The 24,857-nt window shown below is 71.6% G+C and carries 25 protein-coding genes; 22 read left to right on the forward strand and 3 right to left on the reverse strand.

What is annotated here, in order from left to right; all coding sequences use genetic code 11:
- Window position 1 precedes the first annotated feature (1 nt).
- Window positions 2-1,729 (reverse strand): alkaline phosphatase D family protein, encoded by a 1,728-nt coding sequence (locus ACIBF8_RS06850; RefSeq protein ID WP_396781402.1) that lies wholly within the window; start codon window positions 1,727-1,729, stop codon window positions 2-4.
- A gap of 116 nt (window positions 1,730-1,845) precedes the next feature.
- Between ACIBF8_RS06850 and ftsY the strand changes: the two genes are divergently transcribed.
- The 10 genes from ftsY to ACIBF8_RS06900 all read left to right on the forward strand — a co-directional run bounded on the left by ftsY (window position 1,846) and on the right by ACIBF8_RS06900 (window position 13,651).
- On the forward strand, window positions 1,846-3,027 hold the full coding sequence (gene ftsY / locus ACIBF8_RS06855; protein WP_396781403.1) for a signal recognition particle-docking protein FtsY: 1,182 nt from the start codon (window positions 1,846-1,848) through the stop codon (window positions 3,025-3,027).
- Window positions 3,028-3,033: 6 nt separating this feature from the next.
- Window positions 3,034-3,897 (forward strand): phosphotransferase, encoded by an 864-nt coding sequence (locus ACIBF8_RS06860; RefSeq protein ID WP_396781404.1) that lies wholly within the window; start codon window positions 3,034-3,036, stop codon window positions 3,895-3,897.
- 274 nt (window positions 3,898-4,171) lie between these two features.
- The gene (locus ACIBF8_RS06865; RefSeq protein WP_396781406.1) at window positions 4,172-5,584 is read left to right on the forward strand and encodes an ammonium transporter; all 1,413 of its coding nucleotides are present in this window, start codon (window positions 4,172-4,174) and stop codon (window positions 5,582-5,584) included.
- A 25-nt stretch (window positions 5,585-5,609) separates the two neighbouring features.
- Window positions 5,610-5,948: a P-II family nitrogen regulator gene (locus tag ACIBF8_RS06870; protein WP_208648869.1), complete on the forward strand. Its 339-nt coding sequence runs from the start codon at window positions 5,610-5,612 to the stop codon at window positions 5,946-5,948.
- 17 nt (window positions 5,949-5,965) lie between these two features.
- A complete protein-coding gene (locus ACIBF8_RS06875) occupies window positions 5,966-8,242 on the forward strand; it encodes a [protein-PII] uridylyltransferase (protein WP_396781407.1) in 2,277 nt (758 codons plus the stop codon).
- Window positions 8,243-8,414: 172 nt separating this feature from the next.
- Window positions 8,415-9,578 carry a sensor histidine kinase gene (locus ACIBF8_RS06880; RefSeq protein WP_396781408.1) on the forward strand — a complete coding sequence of 388 codons (1,164 nt, stop codon included), beginning with the start codon at window positions 8,415-8,417 and terminating at the stop codon, window positions 9,576-9,578.
- Window positions 9,575-10,231, forward strand: coding sequence for a response regulator (locus ACIBF8_RS06885; protein ID WP_396781409.1), 657 nt, complete (start codon window positions 9,575-9,577; stop codon window positions 10,229-10,231). Before ACIBF8_RS06880 ends, ACIBF8_RS06885 begins: the two co-directional genes overlap by 4 nt.
- A gap of 115 nt (window positions 10,232-10,346) precedes the next feature.
- Window positions 10,347-11,906 carry a signal recognition particle protein gene (ffh, locus tag ACIBF8_RS06890; protein ID WP_396781410.1) on the forward strand — a complete coding sequence of 520 codons (1,560 nt, stop codon included), beginning with the start codon at window positions 10,347-10,349 and terminating at the stop codon, window positions 11,904-11,906.
- A 68-nt stretch (window positions 11,907-11,974) separates the two neighbouring features.
- Window positions 11,975-12,553, forward strand: a complete 579-nt coding sequence (locus ACIBF8_RS06895) for a Uma2 family endonuclease (protein ID WP_396781411.1) — start codon at window positions 11,975-11,977, stop codon at window positions 12,551-12,553.
- An 18-nt stretch (window positions 12,554-12,571) separates the two neighbouring features.
- Window positions 12,572-13,651, forward strand: coding sequence for an amidohydrolase family protein (locus ACIBF8_RS06900; RefSeq protein WP_396781412.1), 1,080 nt, complete (start codon window positions 12,572-12,574; stop codon window positions 13,649-13,651).
- Window positions 13,652-14,429: 778 nt separating this feature from the next.
- Here the strand turns inward: ACIBF8_RS06900 and ACIBF8_RS06905 are convergent.
- The gene (locus ACIBF8_RS06905; RefSeq protein WP_396781413.1) at window positions 14,430-15,032 is read right to left on the reverse strand and encodes a TetR family transcriptional regulator; all 603 of its coding nucleotides are present in this window, start codon (window positions 15,030-15,032) and stop codon (window positions 14,430-14,432) included.
- A gap of 184 nt (window positions 15,033-15,216) precedes the next feature.
- Here ACIBF8_RS06905 and proS point away from each other — a divergent pair, with 184 nt between their 5' ends.
- The 12 genes from proS to ACIBF8_RS06965 all read left to right on the forward strand — a co-directional run bounded on the left by proS (window position 15,217) and on the right by ACIBF8_RS06965 (window position 23,509).
- A complete protein-coding gene (gene proS, locus ACIBF8_RS06910) occupies window positions 15,217-16,623 on the forward strand; it encodes a proline--tRNA ligase (RefSeq protein ID WP_396781414.1) in 1,407 nt (468 codons plus the stop codon).
- Between the two features lies 1 nt (window position 16,624).
- The gene (locus ACIBF8_RS06915) at window positions 16,625-17,293 is read left to right on the forward strand and encodes a DUF402 domain-containing protein (protein ID WP_396781415.1); all 669 of its coding nucleotides are present in this window, start codon (window positions 16,625-16,627) and stop codon (window positions 17,291-17,293) included.
- A gap of 228 nt (window positions 17,294-17,521) precedes the next feature.
- The gene (rpsP, locus tag ACIBF8_RS06920; protein ID WP_396781416.1) at window positions 17,522-17,992 is read left to right on the forward strand and encodes a 30S ribosomal protein S16; all 471 of its coding nucleotides are present in this window, start codon (window positions 17,522-17,524) and stop codon (window positions 17,990-17,992) included.
- The gene (locus tag ACIBF8_RS06925; RefSeq protein ID WP_172862164.1) at window positions 17,967-18,227 is read left to right on the forward strand and encodes an RNA-binding protein; all 261 of its coding nucleotides are present in this window, start codon (window positions 17,967-17,969) and stop codon (window positions 18,225-18,227) included. Before rpsP ends, ACIBF8_RS06925 begins: the two co-directional genes overlap by 26 nt.
- The gene (gene rimM / locus ACIBF8_RS06930) at window positions 18,227-18,814 is read left to right on the forward strand and encodes a ribosome maturation factor RimM (protein ID WP_396781417.1); all 588 of its coding nucleotides are present in this window, start codon (window positions 18,227-18,229) and stop codon (window positions 18,812-18,814) included. The genes ACIBF8_RS06925 and rimM overlap by 1 nt, the downstream gene beginning before the upstream one ends.
- 11 nt (window positions 18,815-18,825) lie before the next feature.
- The gene (gene trmD / locus ACIBF8_RS06935; protein WP_396781418.1) at window positions 18,826-19,599 is read left to right on the forward strand and encodes a tRNA (guanosine(37)-N1)-methyltransferase TrmD; all 774 of its coding nucleotides are present in this window, start codon (window positions 18,826-18,828) and stop codon (window positions 19,597-19,599) included.
- Between the two features lie 143 nt (window positions 19,600-19,742).
- A complete protein-coding gene (gene rplS, locus ACIBF8_RS06940; RefSeq protein ID WP_007456548.1) occupies window positions 19,743-20,099 on the forward strand; it encodes a 50S ribosomal protein L19 in 357 nt (118 codons plus the stop codon).
- A gap of 181 nt (window positions 20,100-20,280) precedes the next feature.
- Window positions 20,281-21,150 (forward strand): signal peptidase I, encoded by an 870-nt coding sequence (lepB, locus tag ACIBF8_RS06945; protein ID WP_396781419.1) that lies wholly within the window; start codon window positions 20,281-20,283, stop codon window positions 21,148-21,150.
- Between the two features lie 10 nt (window positions 21,151-21,160).
- Window positions 21,161-21,796: a signal peptidase I gene (gene lepB, locus ACIBF8_RS06950; protein WP_396781420.1), complete on the forward strand. Its 636-nt coding sequence runs from the start codon at window positions 21,161-21,163 to the stop codon at window positions 21,794-21,796.
- A 47-nt stretch (window positions 21,797-21,843) separates the two neighbouring features.
- Window positions 21,844-22,383 carry an NUDIX hydrolase gene (locus ACIBF8_RS06955; RefSeq protein ID WP_396781421.1) on the forward strand — a complete coding sequence of 180 codons (540 nt, stop codon included), beginning with the start codon at window positions 21,844-21,846 and terminating at the stop codon, window positions 22,381-22,383.
- On the forward strand, window positions 22,377-23,189 hold the full coding sequence (locus tag ACIBF8_RS06960) for a ribonuclease HII (protein ID WP_396781422.1): 813 nt from the start codon (window positions 22,377-22,379) through the stop codon (window positions 23,187-23,189). Before ACIBF8_RS06955 ends, ACIBF8_RS06960 begins: the two co-directional genes overlap by 7 nt.
- Window positions 23,186-23,509 carry a DUF2469 domain-containing protein gene (locus ACIBF8_RS06965; RefSeq protein WP_007075222.1) on the forward strand — a complete coding sequence of 108 codons (324 nt, stop codon included), beginning with the start codon at window positions 23,186-23,188 and terminating at the stop codon, window positions 23,507-23,509. The genes ACIBF8_RS06960 and ACIBF8_RS06965 overlap by 4 nt, the downstream gene beginning before the upstream one ends.
- A gap of 153 nt (window positions 23,510-23,662) precedes the next feature.
- Here the strand turns inward: ACIBF8_RS06965 and ACIBF8_RS06970 are convergent, their stop codons facing one another.
- Window positions 23,663-24,790: a sulfite oxidase gene (locus ACIBF8_RS06970; protein ID WP_396781423.1), complete on the reverse strand. Its 1,128-nt coding sequence runs from the start codon at window positions 24,788-24,790 to the stop codon at window positions 23,663-23,665.
- Between the last annotated feature and the right edge of the window lie 67 nt (window positions 24,791-24,857).

Raw genomic sequence — 24,857 nt, forward strand, 5'->3', positions numbered from 1 at the left:
ACTACGGCGCGGACGGCTCGTTGCCGTCAGAGAGTCGGCGTCGCATCACCGGGCGTAGGTGCCCGTCCTTGGTGGTGCCCTCGATGACCACGTCGGCCCCGCGGCCCCGATGGGTCAGGGTGGCGACCGCGTTACCGAAGTAGGGGCCGGCCAGCTTGCGCCAACGCACCCCCGGCCGCCGTACGCCGGCCGAGCGGGCCAGCGCGCGGGTGGCCCCGGCCGGACCGGGCGACCAGCCCAGCCGCATCAGCGGGCGGATACCCGCCGGCACCTGGTTGTGGATCGGTGAGCAGGTGAGCTGGTGCACCGGAGTGACCACCTCGGGGTCGGCGAACCGGGCCCGCGCCACGTACGAATGGTGCACGTCACCGGAGAGCACGCTGATCGACGCCGGCGAGGCGTACGCCGGACCGGCTCCGACCCGCGCGCCGGACTGCCGCGGGGTGCCGGTGCCGATGCGGGCGAACGTCTCGGCGAGCGCGTCGAAGGAACGCCGGAACGCGGCCCAGTGCTCCAGGTCCAGAGCGCGGCGCAGCTTCTCCGCCCCGCGCGCCACCCACGGCCGGCGCGAGTCCGCCAGTTTCTCGTTCCACGACTCGATGTGATGGATGCCCTGCGGCAACAGCCAGGGCAGTGACGCGCCCACCACCAGGTGGTCGTAGACCCCGTGCGCCTGGTCGAGGAACCAGGACCATTCGCCGGGCGGCAGCATCGCCCGGCTGCCCGACTCGAGCACCCGGCTGCACCGGTTGTCCAGCATGACCAGCCGGGTCCGGCCCAGGTCCAGTGCGTAGCTCCACTGATATTGCACAGCGCGCCAGCGCTCGGTGTCGTGCGCCAGGTCGGACTCCCGGTCCACCCGGTGGCCGAACTCGCGCAGCACACTGGTGGCGTCCTCGGCGGTGGCGACCTTGGCGAAGACCGGGTCGACGGCGATCTCGTCCGGGGAGAGATTGCCCAGGTGCTGGTAGACCCAGTACGAGGCGAGCCCACTGCCGATCCGCTCCGGCCACCACGGCTGTTCGCGGACCTCGGCGCGCCACGCCGCCGAGGTGTTCCAGTCGTCGATGATCTCGTGGTCGTCGAAGATCATCACGCTCGGCACGGTGGAGAGCAGCCAGCGGATCTCCGGGTCACGCCAGGACTCCAGGTAGAGCTTGGTGTACTCGTCGAAGCTGACCACCTGGTCGGCCGGCGCGCCCTTCGGCCGCCGCCGGCGCCGACGCAGCAGCCGGCGTACCGTGGGCGAGGTGACGTCGGCGTAGACCTGGTCACCGAGCAGCACCAGCAGGTCGGGCAGCGGGTTCGACTCCGGATCGGCCATCGTTCGCCGGGCGTACGCGTCCAGCGCGTCCGGTGGCAGCTTGCGGGTGGTGGCGTGCTGGGTGGTCTCCCGGCACGAGCCGAAGATCAGTTTGACCGGCTGGTCCCGATCGTCGACGGCCCGGGTGCGGATCACGCTCGGCGGGAAGCCGCTGCTCGGCACCGGCCAGACGATCTCGTCGTCGACCAGCACCTCGTAGCTGGTCTCGCTGTCCGGAGTGAGCCCCTCCACCACGACGAGGGCGTAGTGGTGGTCGTACGCCGAGAAGGTGGGCGCGGTGCCGGTGGCGCCGCTGGCGGTACGGACGGTGACCACGGCGGGCTCCGCCGTCTCCACCCAGATCGTCGCCCGGGTGTCGACCACTCGCCGCAGGAGTGGGCCGATGAGGAGGTGTGCGGCGGGCATGCGGCCGAGCCTACCGCCGGTTCCGGGCCCCGACCGGGTGCGGTGGTTGAGACTCCAGGCACCGCCCGGGGTGCGGTGGCTGGGACGCCGCCGCCCGCATCTGACAGGATTCCGGCATGGCCGAATATCTCGTCCTCGCTCTGGTCCTGCTCGGCGTGCTGATCGCCGGCACAGTCGGGCTGGTCGTGCCGCGTTTGCGGCGGCGGCCCGAGCCCCCGCTGCCGCGCACCGAGGTCGACACCAGAGCTGAGGAGGATCTCGCCGGCCCGCCGGTCGAGGCACCGGAGTCCGATCTGTCCACCGGTGTCCTGGTCGAGCCGCCACCGGTGCTCGAGCCACAGGTGGAAGTCCCCGAGCCGACGGCCGGGCGGCTGGTCCGGCTCCGTTCGCGGCTATCCCGCTCACAGAACGTGTTCGGCAAGGGCCTGCTCGGCCTGCTCGCCCGTGACCACCTCGACGAGGACGTCTGGGAGGAGATCGAGGACAGCCTGATCACCGCCGACGTCGGCGTCGATGCCACCCGCGACATCGTCGACCGGCTCCGTGAGCGCACCCGGGTGCTCGGCACCCGCTCGGCCGGTGAGCTGCGCGCGCTGCTCGCCGCCGAGCTGGTCAACGCGCTCGACCCGAACCTGGACCGCTCGCTGCGGACCGCCCCCAAGGACGGCGTGCCGGCGGTGGTCCTGGTCGTCGGCGTCAACGGCGCCGGCAAGACCACCACCTGCGGCAAGATCGCCCGGGTGCTGGTGGCCGACGGCCGCAGCGTGCTGCTCGGGGCGGCGGACACCTTCCGGGCCGCCGCCGCCGACCAACTGGAGACCTGGGGCTCGCGCGTCGGTGCCGAGACCGTCCGGGGGCCCGAGGCCGCCGACCCGGCCAGCGTCGCCTTCGACGCCGTCAAGCGCGGCATCGACACCGGCGTGGACACCGTGCTCATCGACACCGCCGGCCGTCTGCAGAACAAGGTCGGCCTGATGGACGAGCTGGGCAAGGTCAAGCGTGTGGTGGAGAAGCAGGGCCCGATCGACGAGACACTGCTCATCCTGGACGCCACCACCGGGCAGAACGGCCTGGAACAGGCCCGGGTCTTCACCGAGGTGGTCAACGTGACCGGCGTGGTGCTGACCAAGCTCGACGGCACCGCCAAGGGCGGCATCGTGATCGCCGTACAGCGCAAGCTCGGCATCCCCGTGAAACTGGTCGGCCTCGGTGAAGGCAAGGACGACCTGGCCCCGTTCGACCCGGCGCAGTTCGTTGACGCGTTGCTGGGGACCGAGGCCACCGGACGGGACGCGTAGTCTCGGGTGACCACTGACGATCGCGCGTACGCGGGCTGGCGGGACCCCGGCCATCCTTCGCAGCGCCTCGGGAGACCGTACGTGACTTCGCAGGAGATCCCGCTGCACGGCGGCAACGTGAGCACCGTTGTCCGGGTGGGTGACACGGTCCGGCGCAACGCCGGGCCGTGGACCCCGTCCGTGCACGCGCTGCTGCGCCACCTGGAGTACGTGGGGTTCACCGGCGCGCCCCGGGCGCTCGGGATGGACGAGCGCAACCGTGAGGTGCTGTCGTACCTGGAGGGGGAGTGCGGGGAATATCCGCTCGCCCCGCACTGGGTGACCGACGAGGCCCTGGTCACCGTCGCCACCATGCTGCGGATGTTCCACGACGCGCAGTACGGCTTCACCCCGCCGCAGACGGCCGTCTGGCGTTCGTTCGGGCCCCCGCCACCGGACACCGAGGTGATCTGCCACCACGACGCCGCGCCGCACAACGTGATCTGGCGTCCGGACGGCACCCTCGGGCTGATCGACTTCGACCTCGCCTCGCCCGGAGCACGGATCTACGACGTGGCGTACGCGGCCTGGACCTGGGTGCCGATCTTCGCGGACCGGGACTCGATCACGCTGGGCTGGAAGCACCCGGACCGGCCGCGCCGACTCCGGCTCTTCGCCGACGCGTACGGGCTGATCCCTCGGGACCGGCACCGGCTGATCCGGACCATCCGCAAACGGATCGTGGACCACGTCGAGGGGATCCGTCGGATGGCCGCCGCCGGTGAGCCAGCGTTCGTCCGGATCGTGCACAAGGGTCACCTGCGGCGACCGATGCGCGATCTGCGGCTGCTCGACTACGAGCGGCACGCCCTGGAGAACGCCCTCCGCTGAGCGTCGCCGGTCGATGTTCGGCGGGTCCCGTGGAACGGATCGGTCGATGTCGCTGGCCGGTCAGCTGTCGAACTCCGCCACCTGGGCGATCCACCACTGTCCATGCCGCCTACTGTGCGGAGTTCGTGACACGTACGAAACAACCTGTCACGAAACGGAAACCCTCCCGGGACCCTGGGTGAAACAGCCGGCCGCGAAGCTTCCGCGCAACCGGCCTACGGGCGACGCTGCCCCGGAAAGCCGCGAAGGAGGACTTCACCTTTAGGAGGCCAGCGTGCCTGAAGCACCGACGATCGACGGCGCCAATACCACTTGGCTGCTGGTTTCGACCGCGCTCGTGCTGCTCATGACCCCCGGACTGGCGCTGTTCTACGGCGGCCTCAACCGGGCCAAGGGCGTACTCAACATGATGATGATGAGCTTCTCCGCTATCGGGCTCATCTCTATTCTGTGGTGGTTCTACGGTTTCAGCGTCGCCTTCGGGGCCGACGTGAACGGCTTCTGGGGCGACCCGGGCGCGTACCTCGGCACCAAGACCTTCCTCGCTGAGACCGACCTGTGGGGTGCCACGGCGGAGAACCCCAGCGGCATCGGGGTCCCGCTCTACGTGTTCATGGCTTTCCAGATGGTCTTCGCGGTGATCACCGTCGCGCTGATCAGCGGTGCCATCGCCGACCGGGCCAAGTTCGCCGGCTGGCTGCTGTTCGCCTTCGGCTGGGCCACCCTGGTCTACTTCCCGGTCGCCCACTGGGTGTGGGGCGGCGGCATCATCGGCGCGGACATCCACGCACTGGACTTCGCTGGCGGCACCGCGGTGCACATCAACGCCGGTGCGGCGGCCCTGGCCGTGGCCCTGGTCCTCGGTAAGCGGCTCGGTTGGCCGCGCGAGGGCATGAAGCCGCACAACATCCCGTTGGTCGCGCTCGGTGCGGGTCTGCTGTGGTTCGGCTGGTTCGGGTTCAACGCCGGTTCGGAGCTGACCGTCGACTCGGTCGCCGGCCTCGCCTTCATCAACACCCAGCTCGCCACGGCGGCTGCGGTGCTCGGTTGGATCGCGGTCGAGTGGGTCAAGACCCGTAAGCCGACGATGGTCGGCGCCTCGTCCGGCGCCATCGCCGGCCTGGTCGCCATCACCCCGGCCTGTGGCTTCATCGCGCCGTGGGCGTCCGTCCTGCTCGGCATCGTCGCCGGTGCCGTGTGCGCGCTCGCCGTCAGCCTCAAGTACCGGCTCGGCTACGACGACTCGCTCGACGTGGTCGGCGTGCACTTCGTCGGTGGTTGGATCGGCTCGCTCTGGCTCGGCCTCTTCGCCACCAACTCGGTCAACGCCGCGATCACCGACGTGGTGGGCGCCTCGGACGGCCTCTTCTACGGTGGCGGCGCGACCCAGCTCGGGCGGCAGGCCCTCGCCGGCCTGATCGTCACCGTCTGGTCGTTCGGCATCGCCTGGGTGCTCGCCTTCGTCATCGAGAAGACGATCGGCTTCCGGGTCAAGGGTGAGGCGGAGGTCGAGGGCATCGACATCGCCGAGCACGCCGAGAGCAGCTACGACCTGTCCCCGGCCGGTGGCGGCACGGGCAGCGCGTTCGCGATGGCCGGCATCGGCACCCCCGGTGGCGGCGCGACGAGTGGTGCCAAGCCGGAGGCGGAGCCCGCCGAGCCGGTCAGCGAAAAGGTCGCCGGTTAACGTTCCTTGGATGGAGGGGTTGGACATGAAGCTGGTGACCGCAGTCATCAAGCCGTACCAACTGGATGCGGTGAAGGAGGCCCTGCACGCCCTCGGGGTGGCCGGGCTGACCGTCAGCGAGGTTCAGGGGTACGGGCGGCAGAAGGGGCACACCGAGGTCTACCGGGGTGCCGAGTACACGGTCGAGTTCCTGCCCAAGATCCGGGTCGAGGTGCTCACCGACGAGATCGACGTGGAAAAGGTCGTGGACGCCATCGTCGGGGCGGCCCGTACGGGCAAGATCGGTGACGGCAAGGTCTGGGTCACCGGTGTCGAAGAGGTCGTCCGGGTCCGTACCGGCGAGCGCGGCCTCGACGCACTCTGACCTCGACCACGACTGACATGACCTCGTTGATCAAGAAGAACGCGTCAGGGCACGCCGGTGACGGCGACGCGAACCTCTTGATCAACGAGGTCGTCGGCGTTCCCGGGGGAATCGGTGAAGCGGCCCGGCGGGGGAGGGCTGCGGCGTACGACGGCTTTTTGCGGGGGTTGTTGCCGGCGCGGGACGGGGTGGCGCTGCTCGCCGTCGGGGGACTGGGTCGGCGGCAGTGCGCCCCGTACAGCGACCTCGACCTGGTGCTGCTGCACTCCGGGGTGCCCGGCACGGACGAGTTGGCCGCCTCGGTCTGGTACCCGATCTGGGACGCGGGCCTGCGGCTCGACCATTCGGTCCGCACCGTCGCCGAGGCGCTCTCGGTGGCCCAGGACGACGTCAAGGTCGCCCTCGGACTGCTCGACGCCCGGCTGGTCGTGGGCGACCAGGCCCTGGCCGACGGGCTGATCCGCACCGCCGCCGACCACTGGCGGCGCACCGCCGTCCGGCACCTGCCCGGTCTGCGCGAGGTCACCGAAGCCCGTTGGCAGGCCCACGGTGAGTTGGCGTTCCTGCTGGAGGGTGACCTCAAGGAGGCCGCCGGCGGTCTACGCGACGTGGGGCTGCTGCGGGCGATCTCCGCGGCCGGCATCACCGACGCGCTGCGCCCCGCCGTACGCGCCGCCCACCTGCGTCTGTTGGACACCCGCGACGCGCTGCACCAGCAGGTCGGCCGACGGGTCGACCGGCTCGTCGCCCAGGAGCGCGACGGAGTGGCCGTCCTGTTGGGTCTGGAAGACGGCGACGCCCTGCTGCGCCGGGTCGCCGGTGATGCCCGCACGGTCAGCCACGCCCTGGACGACGCCTTCCGGGCCGCGGACCGGCTGCGGTCCGGCCGATCCCGGGGCGGCAACGGCCGCCCTGCTCGCCGCCCGGTCGCCCGAGACGTGGTCGAACACGACGGCGAACTGGTGCTCGCCCGAACGGCGATCGGGGCACGCCCCGACCCGAGCCTCTCCCTGCGGGTGGCCGCCGCGTCGGCCACGACCCGACTCCCCATCGCTCGGGCCACCTGCGAGTGGCTGGCGGCGTACTGCCCGCCACTGCCCGCCCCCTGGCCGGCCGAGGCCCGGGCCGCGCTGACCACGCTGCTCGGCGCCGGTCCCGGCCTGGTGCCGGCCTGGGAGACCTGCGACCGGTACGGGCTGGTCGACGGCTGGCTGCCCGAGTGGACCCGGCTGCGCAGCCTGCCCCAGCACAACCCGGTGCACCGCTTTACCCTCGACCGGCACCTCGTGCAGACCGCGCACGAGGCCAGCCGGCACGCCCGCGAGGTGGAACGCCCCGACCTGCTGCTCCTCGGCGCCCTCCTGCACGACATCGGCAAGGGCCTCCCCGGTGACCACAGCACCGTCGGTGTGCCCGTCGCCGAGGCGGTGGCCACCAGGATCGGTCTGCCCGCCCCGGAGGTCGAGCTGATCGGCAAGCTCGTCCGGCTGCACCTGTTGCTGCCCGACGTGGCCACCCGCCGGGACCTCTCCGACCCGGTCACCATCGCCTCGGTGGCCGAGGCGGTCGGCGACACCGGCACCCTCGAGCTGCTGCACGCGCTGGTCCGCGCCGACGCGGCGGCGACCGGGCCGGCGGCCTGGTCCGACTGGAAGGGTCGACTGGTCGCCGAGTTGGTCGCCCGGGTGCGCACCGCGCTGGACACCGGCGTACTGCCCGAGCCACCCGCCCCGGACCCGGCGTTGCTGGCCGGGCCGCTGCCGGTCGTGCACCTGACCGGGGACCGGGTGTCGGTCGCCGCGGCCGACCGGCGTGGTCTGCTCGCCACGGTGGCCGGCTGCCTGGCGTTGCACCGGCTGGAAGTGATCTCCGCGGACGCCTCCGCCGTCGACGGCCGGGCCCTGGTCGAGTGTCGGGTGCAGCCCCGCTACGGCCTCCCGCCCGACCCGGTCCCCCTCCGTGCCGACCTGCGCCGGGCGGTCGCCGGCGACGTGTCGGTCACCCAACGGCTGCGCGGCCGAGCACTCGCCAGCCGTGGCGGTGGCGCGGCTCCCCGCGTGGTCTGGCACCGCGAGGCGGCCACCGACGCCGTGCTGCTGGAACTGCGCGCCGCCGACGCCGCCGGACTGCTCTACCGGGTCGCCTGCGCGCTCGACGAGGCCGGTGCTCTGGTCCGCGCGGCCCGCATCTCCACCCTCGGCGCCGACGTGGTGGACGCCTTCTACCTGGTCGGGGGTTGGCCCGACGACGCCACCCGGGCCCGCCTGGAGGCCGCGGTGCTCGCCGCCGTCTAACCCCCCACTCCCGCGCCGATCTTGTACTTACTGTCCCCGCATACCGCGCAGAAGACGCATTGCGACGACACAAACTGCAAGATCGCGGGGGTGGGGGTACGCCCGGGGGCGTAGCGGCGGTGCCGCTCGTGGGCGCACGTGAAGGGGCGTCGGCGCGGGCAGAATGACGGCCATGCGACGAGTCGGGCAGTGGCGGTGGCCGGAGGTGGCGGCGGATGCCGCGCTCGCCCTGGTGCTGCTCGGGTTCGGGCTGCTCGCCACCGGTCTGGCCGGAGACAATCAGCCGGGGTCGAGGCCGGTGGACGCCGCCAGTCGGCTGCTGCTCGCCATCGCCGCGCTCGCCATGGTGGTTCGGCGCCGTACTCCGGTCGCCACCCTCGCCGTGGTCACCGTGGCCACCTCGACGTATCTCGTGCTCGGCTATCCGTACGGGCCGATCCTGGTCACGTTCCTGATCGCGGTGTACACCGTGGCGGTGCGGCTGCCGGTGCGCCCGGCGGCGCTCGCCACCGGTGGGGCGTTCGTCCTGTTGTTGGCGCACGTCTTCGTCGGCCGGGGACCGGCTCCGGGTTGGGCGGGAGTGCTGCCCGCGTCGGCCTGGGTGGTCGTACCGTTCGCGGTGGGGGTGGTGGTGCGGGTGAGTCGTGAGGCGGCCGCGCGTACCCGTGCCGAAGAGGCCCGCAGTCGTGCCGAACAGGCTCGACGGCAGGCCGACGAGGAGCGGCTGCGGATCGCGCAGGAGGTGCATGACGTGGTGGGGCACGGGCTCGCCGCGATCAGCATGCAGGCGGAGATCGCCCTGCACCTGTTGCCGAAGCGACCGGAGCAGGCGGAGGTGGCCCTGACCGCGATCAGCCGGACCAGCCGCGAGGCGCTGGACGAGCTGCGGGTCACCCTGGGCGCGGTGCGGCGGGGCGCGGAACGCGAACCGGTACCCGGCCTGGCCCGGCTCCCCGCGCTGCGCGACCGGCTCGCCGGAGCCGGGCTCGCCGTCGACGTGCGCGTAATCGGTGACCCTCGGGAGTTGCCGGCCGCGGTGGACCTGGCCGCGTACCGGGTGGTGCAGGAGGCGTTGACCAACGTGCTGCGGCACGCCGGGGTGGCGAGCGCGCAGGTGACCGTGGGCTACCGCAAGGACGAGGTGACCGTCGAGGTCACCGACCGGGGGACGGGTGCCGGACGCGCCGGGACAGCTCCCGCCGACGACGAGAGCGGGCACGGTCTGGCCGGGATGCGGGAACGGGTCGCGGCGCTGGGTGGGCGGTTGGCCACCGGGCCGCGCGCCGGCGGCGGGTTCCGGGTGTATGCCGCGCTCCCCGTGGAGCCGGCGACGTGATCCGGGTGTTGGTCGCCGACGACCAGGACCTGGTTCGGCTCGGGCTGCGCGCGCTGGTGGAGAGCGAGGACGACCTGGCGTTGGCCGGCGAGGCGTCCGACGGGCTGCGGGCGGTCGAGTTGGCCCGTCGGGAACGGCCGGACGTGGTGCTGATGGACATCCGGATGCCCGGTATCGACGGCATCGAGGCGACCCGCCGCATCGTCGCGGACCCCGACCTGACCGGTACGCGGGTGGTGGTGCTCACCACGTTCGAGCTGGACGAGTACGTCTTCGACGCGTTGCGGCACGGTGCGAGTGGCTTCCTCACCAAGGACACCCGACCGGCCGAGTTGCTGCGGGCGATCCGGCTGGTCGCCGAGGGGGAGGCGCTGCTGTCGCCGTCGGTGACCCGCCGGGTGGTGCGGGAGTTCGCCACCCGGCCGTCCCGGGTGCTGCGTCCGCACCCCCGGCTGGACTCGCTGACCGATCGGGAGCGTCAGGTCGTCGGCCTGGTCGGTGAGGGGCTGAACAACGAGGAGATCGCCGTGCGGCTGGTGGTCAGCCCGGCGACCGCGCGGACCCACGTCAGCCGGGCGATGGGCAAGCTGGGCGCCCGGGACCGGGCCCAGCTCGTCGTCTTCGCGTACCAGTCGGGTTTGGTGTCGGGGTGAGACCCCGGGCCGGGCGACAGCGGCCCTGCGGCCGGGCGGCTACCCTAGCGGTGGCCGGACTCCGCAGTGCCGGTCGCGTTGTGCCCGCCGGAACACTGACAAACGGGATGTTCGCGTGTTTGACACCTTGAGTGACCGCCTGTCCGGGATCTTCACCAAGCTCCGCGGCAAGGGACGGCTCACCGACGCCGACATCGACGCCACCGCGCGCGAGATCCGTCTCGCGCTGCTGGAGGCGGACGTCGCGCTGCCGGTGGTCAAGGGCTTCATCGCGGCCGTCAAGGAGCGCGCCCGCAGCGCCGAGGTCTCCCAGGCACTGAACCCGGCCCAGCAGATCATCAAGATCGTCAACGAAGAGCTGATCAACGTGCTCGGCGGCGAGGGGCGGCGGCTCCAGTTCGCCAAGCAGCCCCCCACGGTGATCATGCTGGCGGGTCTCCAGGGTTCCGGTAAGACCACCCTGGCCGGCAAGCTGGCCCGCTGGCTCAAGGGCCAGGGGCACCAGCCGCTGCTCGTCGCCGCCGACCTCCAGCGCCCCAACGCCGTCGGGCAGCTCCAGGTGCTCGGTGGCCGGGCCGGCGTCGAGGTGTACGCCCCGGAGCCCGGCAACGGCACCGGCGACCCGGTGCAGGTGGCCCGCGCCTCGATCGAGCACGCCAAGCGTGCCGCCCGCGACATCGTCATCGTCGACACCGCCGGCCGGCTCGGCATCGACGCCGAGATGATGCAGCAGGCCGCCGACATCCGCGACGCCGTCTCGCCGGACGAGGTCATCTTCGTCATCGACGCGATGGTCGGTCAGGACGCCGTCCGCACCGCCGAGGCGTTCCGCGACGGCGTCGGCATCACCGGTGTGGTGCTCTCCAAGCTCGACGGCGACGCCCGTGGTGGTGCCGCGCTGTCGGTCCGCGAGGTCACCGGGCAGCCGATCCTGTTCGCCTCCACCGGTGAGAAGTTGGAGGACTTCGACGTCTTCCACCCCGACCGGATGGCCAGCCGGATCCTCGGCATGGGCGACGTCCTCACTCTGATCGAGCAGGCCGAGCAGGCCTTCGACTCCGATCAGAAGGAGAAGATGACCGCCAAGCTGATGGGCGGTGAGCAGTTCACCCTGGACGACTTCCTCGACCAGCTCATCGCGGTGCGACGGATGGGCCCGATCGCCAACGTGCTGGCCATGATGCCCGGCATGGGGCAGATGAAGGACCAGCTCGCCGACCTGGACGACAGCCACTTCGACCGGGTCACCGCGATCATCCGGTCGATGACCCCGGGCGAGCGGACCAACCCGAAGATCATCAACGGCTCCCGCCGGGCCCGCATCGCCAACGGCTCCGGGGTCACCGTGATGGACGTCAACCAGCTGCTCAACCGCTTCGCCGACGCGCAGAAGATGATGAAGCAGATGGGCGGCATGATGGGCCTGCCCGGCGGTGGCCGCCGTAAGGCGACCAAGTCGCCGAAGAACAAGCGCAAGGGCACCAAGGGCGGCGGTCGTCCACGCACCGGGGCCGGCGCCGGCATCCCGGGCGGCTTCCCGGGTGGCATGCCGCAGCTCCCGCCGGGGATGGACCCGAACGACCTCGCCGGCGGCCAGGGCCTGCCGCCCGGCTTCAAGCTCCCGAAGATCGACTTCAACAAGCTCGGCAAGGGTGGCGACAAGGGCCCGCGCTGACGCGTGTTGGTGACGGCAGGCGACTGATCCGGCGCTTAGGGTGATGTCGCCCTCTGGAAGGAGATGTCATGACCGCAGCCCCGATCCTGCCGGAGCGGCACGAGTGGACGGTCGACGACCTCGGTGACCTACCGAAGGACCTTCCGTACGAACTGATCAACGGAAGGTTGATCGTGCCGTCGCCCACTGCCGTGCACCAAGATCTCTGTGTCCGACTGCTGCTGGCTGTCGAAGTCAACTGCCCGCCGGAGTACCTGGTCAGCATCGACCTGTCGATGCGGGTCGACCGGCGCAACGAGCCACGTCCCGACGTGGTGGTCATCCGCCGCAAGCACGCCGGCCGGTCGCCCGTCCCGGTGGAGGACGCCCTGCTCGCCGTGGAGGTCGTCTCACCGACCTCCACCTTCCGCGACATGTACGACAAGGCGAAGGTCTACGCGCACGCCGGCGTCCGGTCCTACTGGGTGGTGGACCCGCTCCAGGAACGCGTCACGCTCACCGAGTACACCCTCGGGTCGACCCGTGAGTACGAACAGGTCGCCCACACCGAGGACCTGTTCGTCACCGAGCGCCCCTGGAAGGTCTCCGTGGACCTGCCCGCGCTGACCACCCGGAAGAACCACCTGCTCGCCCCCGACGAGGAGTGATCGGGTAGGACTGTGCGCATGGCCCTTCATGTGCGCGGCGTGCTGCTCCCCGACGACGAGGTCCGGGAACTCTGGCTGGTCGGCGACCGGGTGACCTTCACCCCGGTGCCCGGCGCGGAGACGGTGGTCGACGGCGGCTTCGTGCTGCCGGGGCTGGTCGACGCGCACTGCCACATCGGCATCGCCCGAGGTGGCGCCCCGATCACCTCGCTCGACCAGGCCCGCGAGCTGGCCCACATCGACCGGGACGCCGGAGTGCTGGCGATCCGCGACGCCGGCTCGCCGTACCCGTACCCGGAACTCGACGACGAGCCGGGCCTGCCGCGACTGGCCCGCGCGGGCCAGCACGTCGCCCCGCCGAAGCGCTACCTGCGCGACATCGGCGTGGAGGTCGACGCGACCGAGGTGGCCGCGACGGTGGCCGCGCAGGCCCGGGCCGGCAACGGCTGGGTCAAGCTGGTCGGCGACTGGATCGACCGGGGCGTGGGTGACCTGGCGCCGGCCTGGGACGCGGACACCCTCACCGCGGCCGTGCGCGCGGCACACGACGCCGGGGTACGCGCCGCGGTGCACACCTTCTCCGAGTCGGCCGTCGAGATCATGGTGCGAGCCGGCGTCGACTCGGTGGAGCACGGCACCGGGCTGAGCCTCGACCTCATCGACGAGATGGCCCGCCAGGGCACCGCGCTCGTCCCCACAATGATCAACATCGCGACCTTCGGAGGCATCGCCGAGCAGGCGCAGGGCAAGTTCCCGGGGTACGCCGAGCACATGCTCACCCTGCGCGACGGCTTCCCCGAGGTGGTCCGCGCCGCGCACGAGGCGGGCGTGCCGATCTACGTGGGCACCGACGCCGGCGGCGGCATCGACCACGGGCTGGCCGCCGAGGAGATGCTGCTGCTGCACGAGCGGGCCGGCATGGCACCCATCGACGTACTCGCCGCCGCCTCCTGGGGCGCCCGCGCCTGGCTCGGCTTCCCCGGCCTGGTCGAGGGCGGCCTCGCCGACCTGACCGTCTACCCCGAGGACCCCCGCAGCGACCTGCGCGTCGTCCGGGCCCCGTCCCGCACGATCCTCCGCGGCCACGTCATCCGCTGACCCCCCGCAAGCGCGCCGCGCTCCGTGCGTGGCGTCGCGTGGCATGGCGTGGCGTGGCGTGGTGTGGCGTCGCGTCGCGTCGCAATATCACGCTCGAAGCAGGATGTAGTGGCCTCGGGCACGGGGGATGCCACTACATCCAGGGCAACACCGTTGCGTTAGCGATCGGTTGCTGGGCGCAAGGGCACGGTGAACCCAGGTCCGTCACTCCAGAAACGCCCCGCCCGCGCCGATCTTGCAGTTTCGGTGGCCGATATGTGCGGAATACCCTCTTATGTCGCGACAGTAAACGCAAGATCGCGGAGGAGGGGCAGCCTGCCCTCGTCGATGATGGAGTTACGGTGCCTGGTTGGCTCGATGCGGGCACTTTGCCACCCATCACAACTCCATGATTGACGGGACAGCGCGGGGTTGACGAACAGCCACTCCGTCTAACGCAACGGTGTTGACATCCAGGGTCGAGCGCGATCTTGCGGCACGAGGCGAGATCAACGAGGAAGATCCGCGCAACATCAGGGATGTTGCTGCCTCCCGCGCGCCGCAGGCAGCAACATCGGGGAAGTTGCTCGGATCTTGCTGCGGGCTGCGGGCTGCGGGCTGCGGGCTGCGGGCTGCGGGCTGCGGGCCTGCGCGGCGCAGGGCCTGCGGGGGTGCGGGGCCTGCGGGGGTGCGGGGCCTGCGGGGTGCGGGGAATGCGGGGTGGGGCCTGCGCGGGGTGTAGGGCCTGCGGGGTGCGGGAGCGTGCCCGGTGCCGACTTGTGGGGCTTCGGGGAGGGTCTCAGCGGGGCGGGCGGGCGGCTGACATGAAGAGGTGCACGGCCAGGTCGGCGAGGGCGGTCGCGGTCTGCTCGATCGGTTCCCGGGGGAGGACGATGTGGCTGACCACCAGGCGGACGATGGTGTCGGCGGCGAAGGCCAGCGTGGTCGGGTCCGCCCCCGGCAGGTGGTCGCCGGCCCAGTCGATCAGCGCGCCGGACGCCTCGGTGAGCACCACCTCGGCACGGGTGGTGAGGTACGGCAGTAGCTCGTCCGACCCGCCCCGGGCGCTGGTCAGGATCGCCTTGACCAGCGGGTTGTCCGCTGCGGTGGCGAGGGTGTGTGCGATGGCGGCGTACGCGCCGGCGCGCACGTCGGAGCCGTGTGCGAGCAGCGCGTCGCGAACATCGCCGACGAATCGGTCCACCTCGGCGCGGGCGAGTGCCTCGGCCAGCCCCGCCTTGCTACCGAACTCGTTATAGACGGTCTGTCGGCTCACCCCGGCCGTGGTGGCCACCCCGCCCATCCGGACCGCGTCCCACCCGGCGGCGATGGTCCGGGCGCGGGCGGCGTCCACGATCGTGTCCCGCAGCCGTTGGCGAGGGGCGTCAGTCGATGCAGCCATGGTGGTCGAATTCTACGGGCGAGCCGCCAGCGCAGCGGGACGGCGCGGGCGCGACGCGGTCCCGGCACGACGCACGGCGCGACGCACGGCGCGACGCGGGGCACGCTGCGACGCGGGGCACGCTGCGACGCGGGGCGACTCCCGGGCGCGGTGTCCGCCCGCGCGGCGCATAGGATGTGCGGTCATGGCACGCGTGCTCACTCCCCGTGCGGAGGATTTCCCCCGCTGGTACCAGGACCTGATCGCCAAGGCGAAGCTGGCCGACAACGGCCCGGTTCGCGGCACCATGGTCATCCGACCGGCCGGCTACGCCATCTGGGAGCGGATGCAGCTCGAGATGGACGCCCGGATCAAGGCGGCGGGTGCGGAGAACGCGTACTTCCCGCTGTTCATCCCGGAGAGCTACCTCAAGCGTGAGGCCGAGCACGTCGAGGGCTTCTCGCCGGAGCTGGCGGTGGTCACGCACGGTGGCGGCAAGCCGCTCGCCGAGCCGGTGGTGGTACGCCCCACCAGCGAGACGGTCATCGGCGAGTTCATGGCCAAGTGGATCGACTCGTACCGGGACCTGCCGCTGCTGCTCAACCAGTGGGCGAACGTGGTCCGGTGGGAGCTTCGCCCGCGGATCTTCCTGCGTACCAGCGAGTTCCTCTGGCAGGAGGGGCACACCGCGCACGCCACCCGTGAGGATGCCCGGGCGTACGCGCGGCGGATCCTGCACGAGGCGTACGAGGACCTGATGGTCAACGTGATCGGCATTCCGGTGGTGGTCGGCCTGAAGACGGCGCGGGAGCGCTTCGCCGGCGCGACGGCCACGTACACCTGCGAAGGCATGATGGGTGACGGCAAGGCGTTGCAGCTGGGCACCAGCCACGAGCTGGGCCAGAACTTCGCCAAGGCGTTCGACATCAGCTACTCCGCGAAGGAGGGCGGCCGGGAGCACGCCTGGACCACCTCCTGGGGCACGTCGACCCGGATGCTCGGTGGCCTGATCATGGCGCACGGCGACGACAACGGTCTGCGCGTGCCGCCGCGGCTGGCCCCGATCCAGGCGTACGTCATGATCGTCAAGGATGGCGAGGGCGTCGCGGAGGCGGCGGCCAAGCTGCGCGACGGCCTGCGCGACGCCGGTGTCCGGGTCGCGCTCGACGACCGGACCGACACCCCGTTCGGCCGCCGGGCCGTCGACGCCGAGCTGCGTGGCTATCCGGTACGCGTCGAGGTCGGCCCTCGTGACCTGGCCGCCGGTAACGCCGTGGTGGTGCGCCGCACCGACGGGTCGAAGACCCCGACGCCGGTGGCCGACGTGGTCGCCGCGGTGCTGGCCGCCCTGGAGACCGATCAGCAGGTGCTACACGACCAGGCGCTGGCGAACCGCGAGGCGCGCACGGTGGACGTGGCCACCCTGGCCGAGGCGATCGAGGCCGCCGCGACCGGCTGGGCGCGGGTGCCGTGGTCGGCGGTCGGCGTGGCCGGCGAGGCCGAGGCGAACGGTCAGGGCGTCACGGTGCGCTGCCTGCTGCGCGCCGACGGCTCGGTGCCGGACTCCGAGGACGAGCCCGACCTGATCGCCATCCTCGCCCGCGCCTACTGAGGTGCGGCCGGGCAACCCGATCGACCGGTTCGAGCCGGGCCGGCTGATTCTGCACCGGAACGTGCGGCATGGGCGGATCGGGTGGGTCCGACCGGCTCGCGTGGTCAGCGACGACGAGCGGGGCCTGCTGCTGTGGATCGCCCGGGACTCGCCGGTGGCCCACGAGGTGACCGAGGAAGGGCTGGGGGCGCGGTCGATGCCGTTCGCCCAGTGGGTTTCGTCGACGTACCGGGTGGCCCAGGGGCGCTGGAACGGCCCGCCGGTGCTGAAGTTCCTGCCCACCGGGGCGGCGCACTCCGTCTGGTGGTTCCGGGACGAGCAGGGTCGGTTCGCCAACTGGTACGTCAACCTGGAGGAGCCCGCTGTCCGCTGGGACGACGGCCCGGTGGCCGGCGTCGACATGGTCGACCAGGATCTGGACGTGGTGGTGCGACCGGACCTCAGCTGGGACTGGAAGGACGAGGACGAGTTCGTCGAGCGGCTCGCCTTCGGTGCGGACTACTGGGTGACCGACGAGAAGGCGGTCCGCGCCGAGGGGGAGCGGGTGATCAGGGTCGCCGAGGCCGGGGAGTTCCCGTTCGACGGCACCTGGTGTGACTTCGTCCCCCCGCCAGAGTGGGGCGTACCGGACAAACTTCCGCCGGGATGGGACCGCCCACCGGTGCGCTGAACGGTGTTCCGGATCACCGGTGACGCGGTGTCCGGGTCCGATGCGGGAGATCGGCATCGGATCTGGCAGAATGGGTCGCTGGTATCCGGCGCGCGTCCGGCGCCCTCTAACCCGGGCACGTCGCCAGTCCACCGAGTAGTCTCCGGCCCAACCCCACTGTGCCGTCGGCGCTCACCCATGCACACCGCCCGTACGGGCCGGTGAGATCGCAACAGGAGCGAAACAACTGTGGCCGTAAAGATCCGGCTCCTGCGGATGGGCAAGATCCGCAACCCGCAGTACCGCATCGTCATCGCCGACTCGCGCACCAAGCGTGACGGCCGGGCGATCGAGTTCGTCGGGGTGTACCAGCCGAAGGAAGACCCTTCGGTCATCGAGGTCAAGTCGGAGCGCGTCCAGTACTGGCTGTCCGTCGGCGCTCAGCCGAGCGAGGCGGTGCAGCGGCTGCTGGAGCTGACCGGTGACTGGCAGAAGTACAAGGGCCTGCCGGCCCCGCCGCCGCTGAAGGTCGCCCCCGAGCGGGCCGACCGCAAGGCGGCGTACGAGGCTGAGGCGAAGGCCGCTGCCGGGCTCGCCCCGGAGACCCCGGCCAAGCCGGCCAAGAAGGCCGCCAAGGCTGCCGAGGCTCCGGCCGAGGCGCCGAAGACCGAGGCTCCGGCCGAGGCTCCGGCCGCTGCCGACGCCGGTGAGCAGGCCTGACATGCCACTGCGTCCGGCGTTGGAGCACCTGGTCAAGGGCATCGTCGACCACCCGGACGACGTCCGGGTGCGGATGGTCGATTCCCGTCGGGGCAAGCGGCTCGAAGTCCGCGTGCACCCGGAGGACCTCGGCACGGTGATCGGGCGGTCCGGCCGGACCGCCAAGGCGCTGCGCCAGGTGATCGGCTCCATCGGCGGGCGCGGGGTTCGCGTCGACATCGTCGACTCGTACTGATGCAACTCGTCGTCGGCAGGATCGGCAAGCCGCACGGGGTCCGCGGTGAGGTCACCGTGGAAGTGCGGACCGACGAACCCGAGGCACGGTTCGCCCCTGGCGCAGTGCTGCGCACTGAGCCAGGGGCGACGCCCCCGCCCGCGCGCAGCACTGAGCCGGGGACGACGCCCGCGCCGGTAGGCGGGCCTGGCGTGCCGTTCCGGGTTCCGGCCGAGCTGACCATCGAGGATGCCCGCTTCCACCAGGGCCGGATGCTCGTCGCGTTCGACGGCATCCTGGACCGCGACACCGCCGAGGCGCTGCGCGGGACCCTGCTCGTGGTGGACAGCGCCGACGTGGCCCCGCCGGACGACCCGGAGGAGTTCCACGACCACCAGCTGGTCGGGCTGGCCGTGGTGACCCCGGCCGGCGAACGCCTGGGCGAGGTCGCCCGCATCGACCACGCACCCTCGTCCGATCTGCTGGTGCTGCGGCGCCCCGAGGGGCGTACCGCGTTGATCCCGTTCGTCCGGGCGATCGTTCCGGAGGTCGACCTGGCCGGCGGACGTGTGATCGTCGACCCGCCAGCCGGACTGCTCGACCTTTAGGACCACCCCGCATGCGCGTCGACGTCGTGTCGATCTTTCCGGAGTACTTCGCCCCGCTGGACCTGTCGCTGATCGGACGGGCGCGGGCCAACGGCGTACTCCAGCTCGCCGTGCACGACCTGCGGACCTGGACCCACGACGTGCACCGCACGGTCGACGACACCCCCTACGGTGGCGGACCGGGAATGGTGATGCGCCCGGAGCCGTGGGGTGAGGCGCTGGATGCCCTGGCGCCGGCCGAGGCTGCGCCGCCCCGGCTGCTGGTGCCGTCGCCGGCCGGTGCCCCGTTCAGCCAGGCCATGGCGTACGAGTTGGCGGCCGAGCCGCATCTGCTCTTCGCCTGCGGCCGCTACGAGGGGATCGACCAGCGGGTCCTGACGTACGCCGCCACCCGGATGCCGGTCACCGAGGTCTCGCTCGGTGACTACGTGCTCTTCGGCGGCGAGGTCGCGGTCCTGGTGATGCTGGAGGCGATCACCCGGCTGCTGCCGGGGGTGCTGGGCAACGCCGGCTCGCTGGACGAGGAGTCGCACGCGCACGGGCTGTTGGAGGCTCCGATCTACACCAAGCCGCCGAGCTGGCGCGGGCACGACGTGCCGGAGGTGCTGCGCTCCGGTGACCACGGCAAGATCGCCCGCTGGCGGCGCGAGGAGGGTCTGCTGCGGACCGCAGCCCGCCGCCCGGATTTGCTGGCCGCGCTGCCCGCCGATCGGCTCGAGAAACGGGACATCGCGGCCCTGGACCAGGCCGGATTTCAACCTCCGCCGGGAGATGTGGCAAAGTAGGGGGGTTGCCGCATCCGTCCGCGCCCGCGGTCGGCTGCGAGGATCCCCGACCGGGGTCGGCTCGCCGATCACCACCCGGGAATCAGAATCACCCACCCGCGCACCGAGTGACGGTGCGCCGTGAGCCTTACGAGGACGCAGCGATGAACATCCTGGACGCCCTTGACGCCCAGTCGAAGCGGACCGACCTTCCCGACTTCCGGGCCGGTGACACCGTCAAGGTGCACGCCCGCGTCGTCGAGGGCAACCGGTCCCGTGTCCAGATCTTCCAGGGCGTCGTGATCCGCCGCCAGGGTGACGGTCTGCGCGAGACCTTCTCGGTCCGCAAGGTCAGCTTCGGTGTCGGCGTCGAGCGGACCTACCCGCTCAACGGCCCGGGCATCGACCGGATTGAGATCGTGACCCGCGGTGACGTGCGTCGCGCCAAGCTCTACTACCTGCGCGAGCTGCGCGGCAAGAAGGCCAAGATCAAGGAGAAGCGGGAGAAGCAGCCCAGCTGACTTCCCGCTCGCCACGCCGCCCGAGCTGCGCGTATGCCGTACCGACCAGAGCGCACTACCCTGGTCGTACGGGCGCAGCTAGGCGGCGGTCCCGCCCACCTGGCGGGCAGCTGTCCACTACCGCCCGTGGAGCCTCGACGAGGCTCCCGGGCGGTGGTTTTTCTGCGGACCGGGGAGTGGCGTGGTGCAGACGCTTGACGAGGACGGCACCGTCGATCCGTGGCGCCGACGGGCTCGCCGCGTCCGCCGGCAGATGCCCCTCTGGCAGGAGTTGCCGCTGCTGCTGGTGGTCGCGTTCTGCCTCGCGGTGTTGATCCGCACCTTCCTGCTCCAGGCGTTCTTCATCCCCTCCGGCTCGATGGAGGACACCCTCCTCATCGGTGACCGGGTGCTGGTCAACAAGGTCGTCTACGACGTGCGTGACCCGCTGCGGGGCGAGGTGGTGGTCTTCCGGGGCACCGACCGCTGGGCGCCGCAGGTCGACGAGCAGCCGAAACCCGGTGTCGCCGGCCGGCTCGCCCGCACCGTCGGCGACCTGGTCGGGGTGAGCCGACCCGGTGAGAAGGACTTCATCAAGCGGGTGATCGGTCTCCCCGGCGACCGGGTCAAGTGCTGCGACAGTCAGGGGCGGGTGACCGTCAACGGCACGCCGCTCAACGAGTCGTACGTTCTGCGGGACTCACCACTGGACCTGCCGCCCAACCCGTCGGAGTGTCGCTCCCGGCGCTTCGACGAGGTCGTCGTGCCGCCCGGTCAGATCTTCGTGATGGGCGACCACCGGGAGGTCTCCCAGGACGCGCGTTGCCAGGGGCCGGTGCCGATCGACAACGTGGTCGGCCGCGCCTTCATGGTGGTCTGGCCGTCGTCGCGCTGGAGCGCGCTGTCGGTGCCCGCGACGTTCGAGGATGTCTCCGCGCCGGCCACGGCCTCTTCCGGGCAGCCTCCGGCGCGGCCGACTCCGCAGGGCGGTGTGCTGCTGATTCTCCCGTTGGCTGCCGCACTCCGTGGTTCCCGCGCGTTCCGGACGGTGCCGTCCAGCCCGGCAACGTAGGCTCCTTGGCGTGATTGACGAGCAGACCGACAAGCCGCGCAGCTCCTTCTGGAAGGAGCTGCCGATCCTGCTGGGTGTGGCGATCCTGGTCGCGGTGCTGGTCCGCGCCTTCGTGCTGCAGACCTTCTTCATCCCCTCCCCGTCCATGGAAAACACCCTCATGATCGATGACCGGGTGCTGGTCAACAAACTGGTCTACGACTTCCGATCACCGCATCGCGGCGAGGTGATCGTGTTCAAGGCTCCGATCGAGTGGAGCGGCAACCCCGACGGTGAGGACTTCATCAAGCGGGTGATCGGCATCCCCGGCGACCACGTGGTCTGCTGCGACCCGGAGGAGCGCCTGGTGATCAACGGCAAGTCGCTGGACGAGCCGTACATCTTCTCGCGGGACGGGATTCGCGACAAGCCGGCCGACCAGGAGTTCGACATCACCGTGCCGGAGGGCCGGCTGTGGGTGATGGGCGACCACCGCTCGGCCTCCGGTGACTCACTGGAGCACTGGCAGCAGTCCGGGCAGAACATCACCGAGGCCACCATCCCCGAGAAGGACGTGGTCGGGCGGGCGTTCACCGTCTTCTGGCCGGTCAACCGGGCCACCTGGTTGACCGTGCCAGATGAGTTCGACGGCATTCCCAAGCCGTAGACCGACGGGGCGTGGGCGATCCGGCGTCGGTCTGGCAGGCTGGTGCGGTGACCGTGAGCGCGAGGAGTGAGCTTCCGAGCCCCGCAGGCGCGAACAGCGCCGACCGTGTCCACACCCCTCGACGGGCGGCCCGCGTGCTGCTCGTGGACGCGTCCGGCCGGGTGCTGCTGTTCGAGGGCTTCGACCCGGCTCGACCCGGGCACCGCTACTGGTTCACCCCGGGCGGCGGGCTCGACCCGCTGGAGTCCCCGGCGGCGGGCGCGGCCCGCGAGTTGGCCGAGGAGACCGGTCTGCGGCTCGACCCGGCAGAGTTGGGCGAGCCGGTCTGGTCCGACGCGACAGAGTTTTCGTTCGACGGCATCTGGTACCGCCAGGAGCAGGATTTCTTCCTCTTCCGGGTGGACTCCTGGCAGGTGGACACCACGGGCTTCAACGACATCGAGCGGCGCAGCATCGCCGATCACCGCTGGTGGATTCCCGACGAGTTGGTGGCCAGCGGTGACCGGTTCTACCCGCCCGAGTTGCCCGCCCTGCTGACCCGGCTGGGGCAGTCGACCGCCACCGGGCAGGACGAGGCGCCGTGCTGACCCCGCCGCGCACCGTGGTGCGCCGCGAAGCCGGCCTGTATGCCCTGGAGCGGGCGTTGCAGCGGCGTGGCTTCCGGTACGTCGCCGGTGCCGATGAGGCGGGCCGGGGGGCGTGCGCCGGTCCGCTGGTCGCCGCCGCGGCGGTGCTGCCCGAGGGGCGACGCGGCGAGATCGACGGGCTGGCGGACTCGAAACTGCTCACCCCGGCCAGCCGGGAACGGGTCTACGCGGAGGTCGTGGACCGCGCACTCGCGTACGCCGTGGTGGTCATTCCGGCCGAGGAGGTCGACGCCCGGGGCCTGCACGTGTGCAACCTGGCCGCGATGCGCCGCGCGCTCGCCTCGCTCACCACCCGCCCGGAGTACGTGCTGACCGACGGCTTCGGCGTGGACGGCCTGGGCGTTCCGGGGCTGGCGGTGTGGAAGGGCGACCGGGTGGCCGCGTGCGTGGCGGCGGCCAGTGTGCTCGCCAAGGTCACCCGGGACCGGCTCATGGTGGAGCTGGACGGCGTGTTCCCGGCGTACGGCTTCGCCGAGCACAAAGGCTACATCACCCCGGAGCACTCGGCGGCGCTGCGGGAGCACGGTCCGTGCCGGGAGCACCGGTTCTCGTACGTCAATGTCGCCGCGGTCTCCGGCCGCGACGGCCGGCCGCCGCGCGCCCGACGGCCCGGCGGCCACGGCCCGGATGAGCCGATGGAGCGCTCGTGGGCGTCAGGGGGTACCGTCGGCGTGGCGTTGGGCGAGCAGCCTCGGCCTCCGACGCCGGTGGGGGAAGATGTGGCCATGGAAGGCGGAGTGCGATGAGCGCGGAAGATCTCGAGAAGTACGAGACCGAGATGGAGCTGCAGCTCTACCGGGAGTACCGCGACATTGTCCGCCAATTCTCCTACGTGGTGGAGACGGAGCGCCGGTTCTACCTGGCCAACCAGGTCGACCTGCACGTGCGCAACTCCGACGGCGAGGTCTACTTCGAGGTCGAGATGCACGACGCCTGGGTGTGGGACATGTATCGTCCTGCCCGCTTCGTGAAGAACGTCCGAGTGATGACCTTCAAGGACGTCAACGTCGAGGAGCTGGAGAAGCCCGACATCTCGCTGCCCGCCGACTCCGGCTTCGGCGGCTGAGCACAGCCGAGCCGCTGGGCACAGCCGAGCCGCTGGGCACAGCCGAGCCGCTGGGCACAGCCGAGCCGCTGGGCACAGCCGAGCCGCTGGGCACAGCCGAGCCGCTGGGCCGTGCCACGGGCCCCCCACCCGTGGCGTGACGCCCGCCACCGGTCACTCGGCCGGCACCACGACCTCGACCCGCTGCACCAGGTTGTTGGCGAAGCCGCCACGGTTCCACGGTTGCTCGACCGGCTGGGTCCGCCCGGACGCGTCGGTCGCCCGCGCGCCGAGCACGTACCGACCCGGCGTGGCGACCCACTCGTGCCGCCAGCGTCGCCAGGCGAAATCCCCCGCGTCCGCCGGGTCCAGCTCGGCCGGTGTCCAGCTCTCCCCGCCGTCGGTGGTCACCTCCACGGCGACCACCGGCGCGTGCCCGGACCAGGCCCGGCCGTCCAGGGTGCACGGGCCGGGCCGCAGCACCCGGCGGCGGGACATGAAGTCGGGGAAACCGGGCGGGCGGACCAGCGCGCGCGGCTCGATCCGGGTGACCGGGACGCCCGGGTCGTCGGCGTCGCGGCGCACCCGGTAGGCCACCGCGTTCTGGTACCCCTCGAACGGCTCGGTGCGCAGCTCGATGGAGTGCAGCCACTTGACGTGCGCCATGCCGTACCAGCCCGGCACGATCAGCCGCAGCGGCGCGCCGTGCTGCGGCAGCAGGGGAGCGCCATTCATCTCGTACGCCAGCAGCACCTCCTCGCGCAGTGCGTCGGCGACCGGAAGCGCCCGCTGGTAGTCCTGCTCGACCCCGCGCTCGACGCCGTGATCGGCACCGGTGAAGACCACGTCCACGGCGTCCGGGCCGATGCCCGCCTCGCGCAGCAGCGGAGCGAGGGGGGTGCCGGTCCACTCCGCGTTGCCGGCGGCCTCGACCAGCCACGGCTGGCTGACCGGCCGGGGGTGCAGCAGGGCTCGCCCGTTGCCGGCGCACTCCAGGGTCACCTGCCGGGTGACCCGCGGCCGCTCCCGAAGGTCGGCGAGGGTGACCGACAGCGGTCGGTCCACCGCTCCGCCGATACTCAGCGTGTGCGTCGCCGGGTGCAGCTCCGGGATGTCGTAGTGGATCAGCAGGTAGTGCAGCCCGGCCGGGGTGACGTCGTAACGCAGCGCCTCCAACGGGATGCCGTGGTTGCGGGCCGCGAGCTGCAACTCCTCGGCGCTGATCGCCTCGTCCGGCTCCGCCAGCCGGGACGGGCCGCTCACGTCGGCCACCGTGGGCGGGCGGTCGTCGACAGCTGTCATGCAGGGCCTCCCCGGTCCAGGCGGCGGCACCCGCCGCACGCGGCCCAGCCTAGGCCCTCCGTGGCGA

It is taken from the genome of Micromonospora sp. NPDC050276 (assembly GCF_044459545.1).
Lineage (GTDB): Bacteria > Actinomycetota > Actinomycetes > Mycobacteriales > Micromonosporaceae > Micromonospora.

Coding starts and splice junctions, on each gene's coding strand:
- ACIBF8_RS06900 (WP_396781412.1), top strand. CDS start 12,572: ATGGCCCTTCATGTGCGCGGCGTGCTGCTCCCCGACGACGAGGTCCGG.
- proS (WP_396781414.1), top strand. CDS start 15,217: ATGGCACGCGTGCTCACTCCCCGTGCGGAGGATTTCCCCCGCTGGTAC.
- ACIBF8_RS06875 (WP_396781407.1), top strand. CDS start 5,966: ATGACCTCGTTGATCAAGAAGAACGCGTCAGGGCACGCCGGTGACGGC.
- ACIBF8_RS06880 (WP_396781408.1), top strand. CDS start 8,415: ATGCGACGAGTCGGGCAGTGGCGGTGGCCGGAGGTGGCGGCGGATGCC.
- ACIBF8_RS06905 (WP_396781413.1), bottom strand. CDS start 15,032: ATGGCTGCATCGACTGACGCCCCTCGCCAACGGCTGCGGGACACGATC.
- ACIBF8_RS06870 (WP_208648869.1), top strand. CDS start 5,610: ATGAAGCTGGTGACCGCAGTCATCAAGCCGTACCAACTGGATGCGGTG.
- rimM (WP_396781417.1), top strand. CDS start 18,227: ATGCAACTCGTCGTCGGCAGGATCGGCAAGCCGCACGGGGTCCGCGGT.
- ACIBF8_RS06850 (WP_396781402.1), bottom strand. CDS start 1,729: ATGCCCGCCGCACACCTCCTCATCGGCCCACTCCTGCGGCGAGTGGTC.
- trmD (WP_396781418.1), top strand. CDS start 18,826: ATGCGCGTCGACGTCGTGTCGATCTTTCCGGAGTACTTCGCCCCGCTG.
- ACIBF8_RS06895 (WP_396781411.1), top strand. CDS start 11,975: ATGACCGCAGCCCCGATCCTGCCGGAGCGGCACGAGTGGACGGTCGAC.
- ftsY (WP_396781403.1), top strand. CDS start 1,846: ATGGCCGAATATCTCGTCCTCGCTCTGGTCCTGCTCGGCGTGCTGATC.
- ACIBF8_RS06970 (WP_396781423.1), bottom strand. CDS start 24,790: ATGACAGCTGTCGACGACCGCCCGCCCACGGTGGCCGACGTGAGCGGC.
- rplS (WP_007456548.1), top strand. CDS start 19,743: ATGAACATCCTGGACGCCCTTGACGCCCAGTCGAAGCGGACCGACCTT.
- ACIBF8_RS06965 (WP_007075222.1), top strand. CDS start 23,186: ATGAGCGCGGAAGATCTCGAGAAGTACGAGACCGAGATGGAGCTGCAG.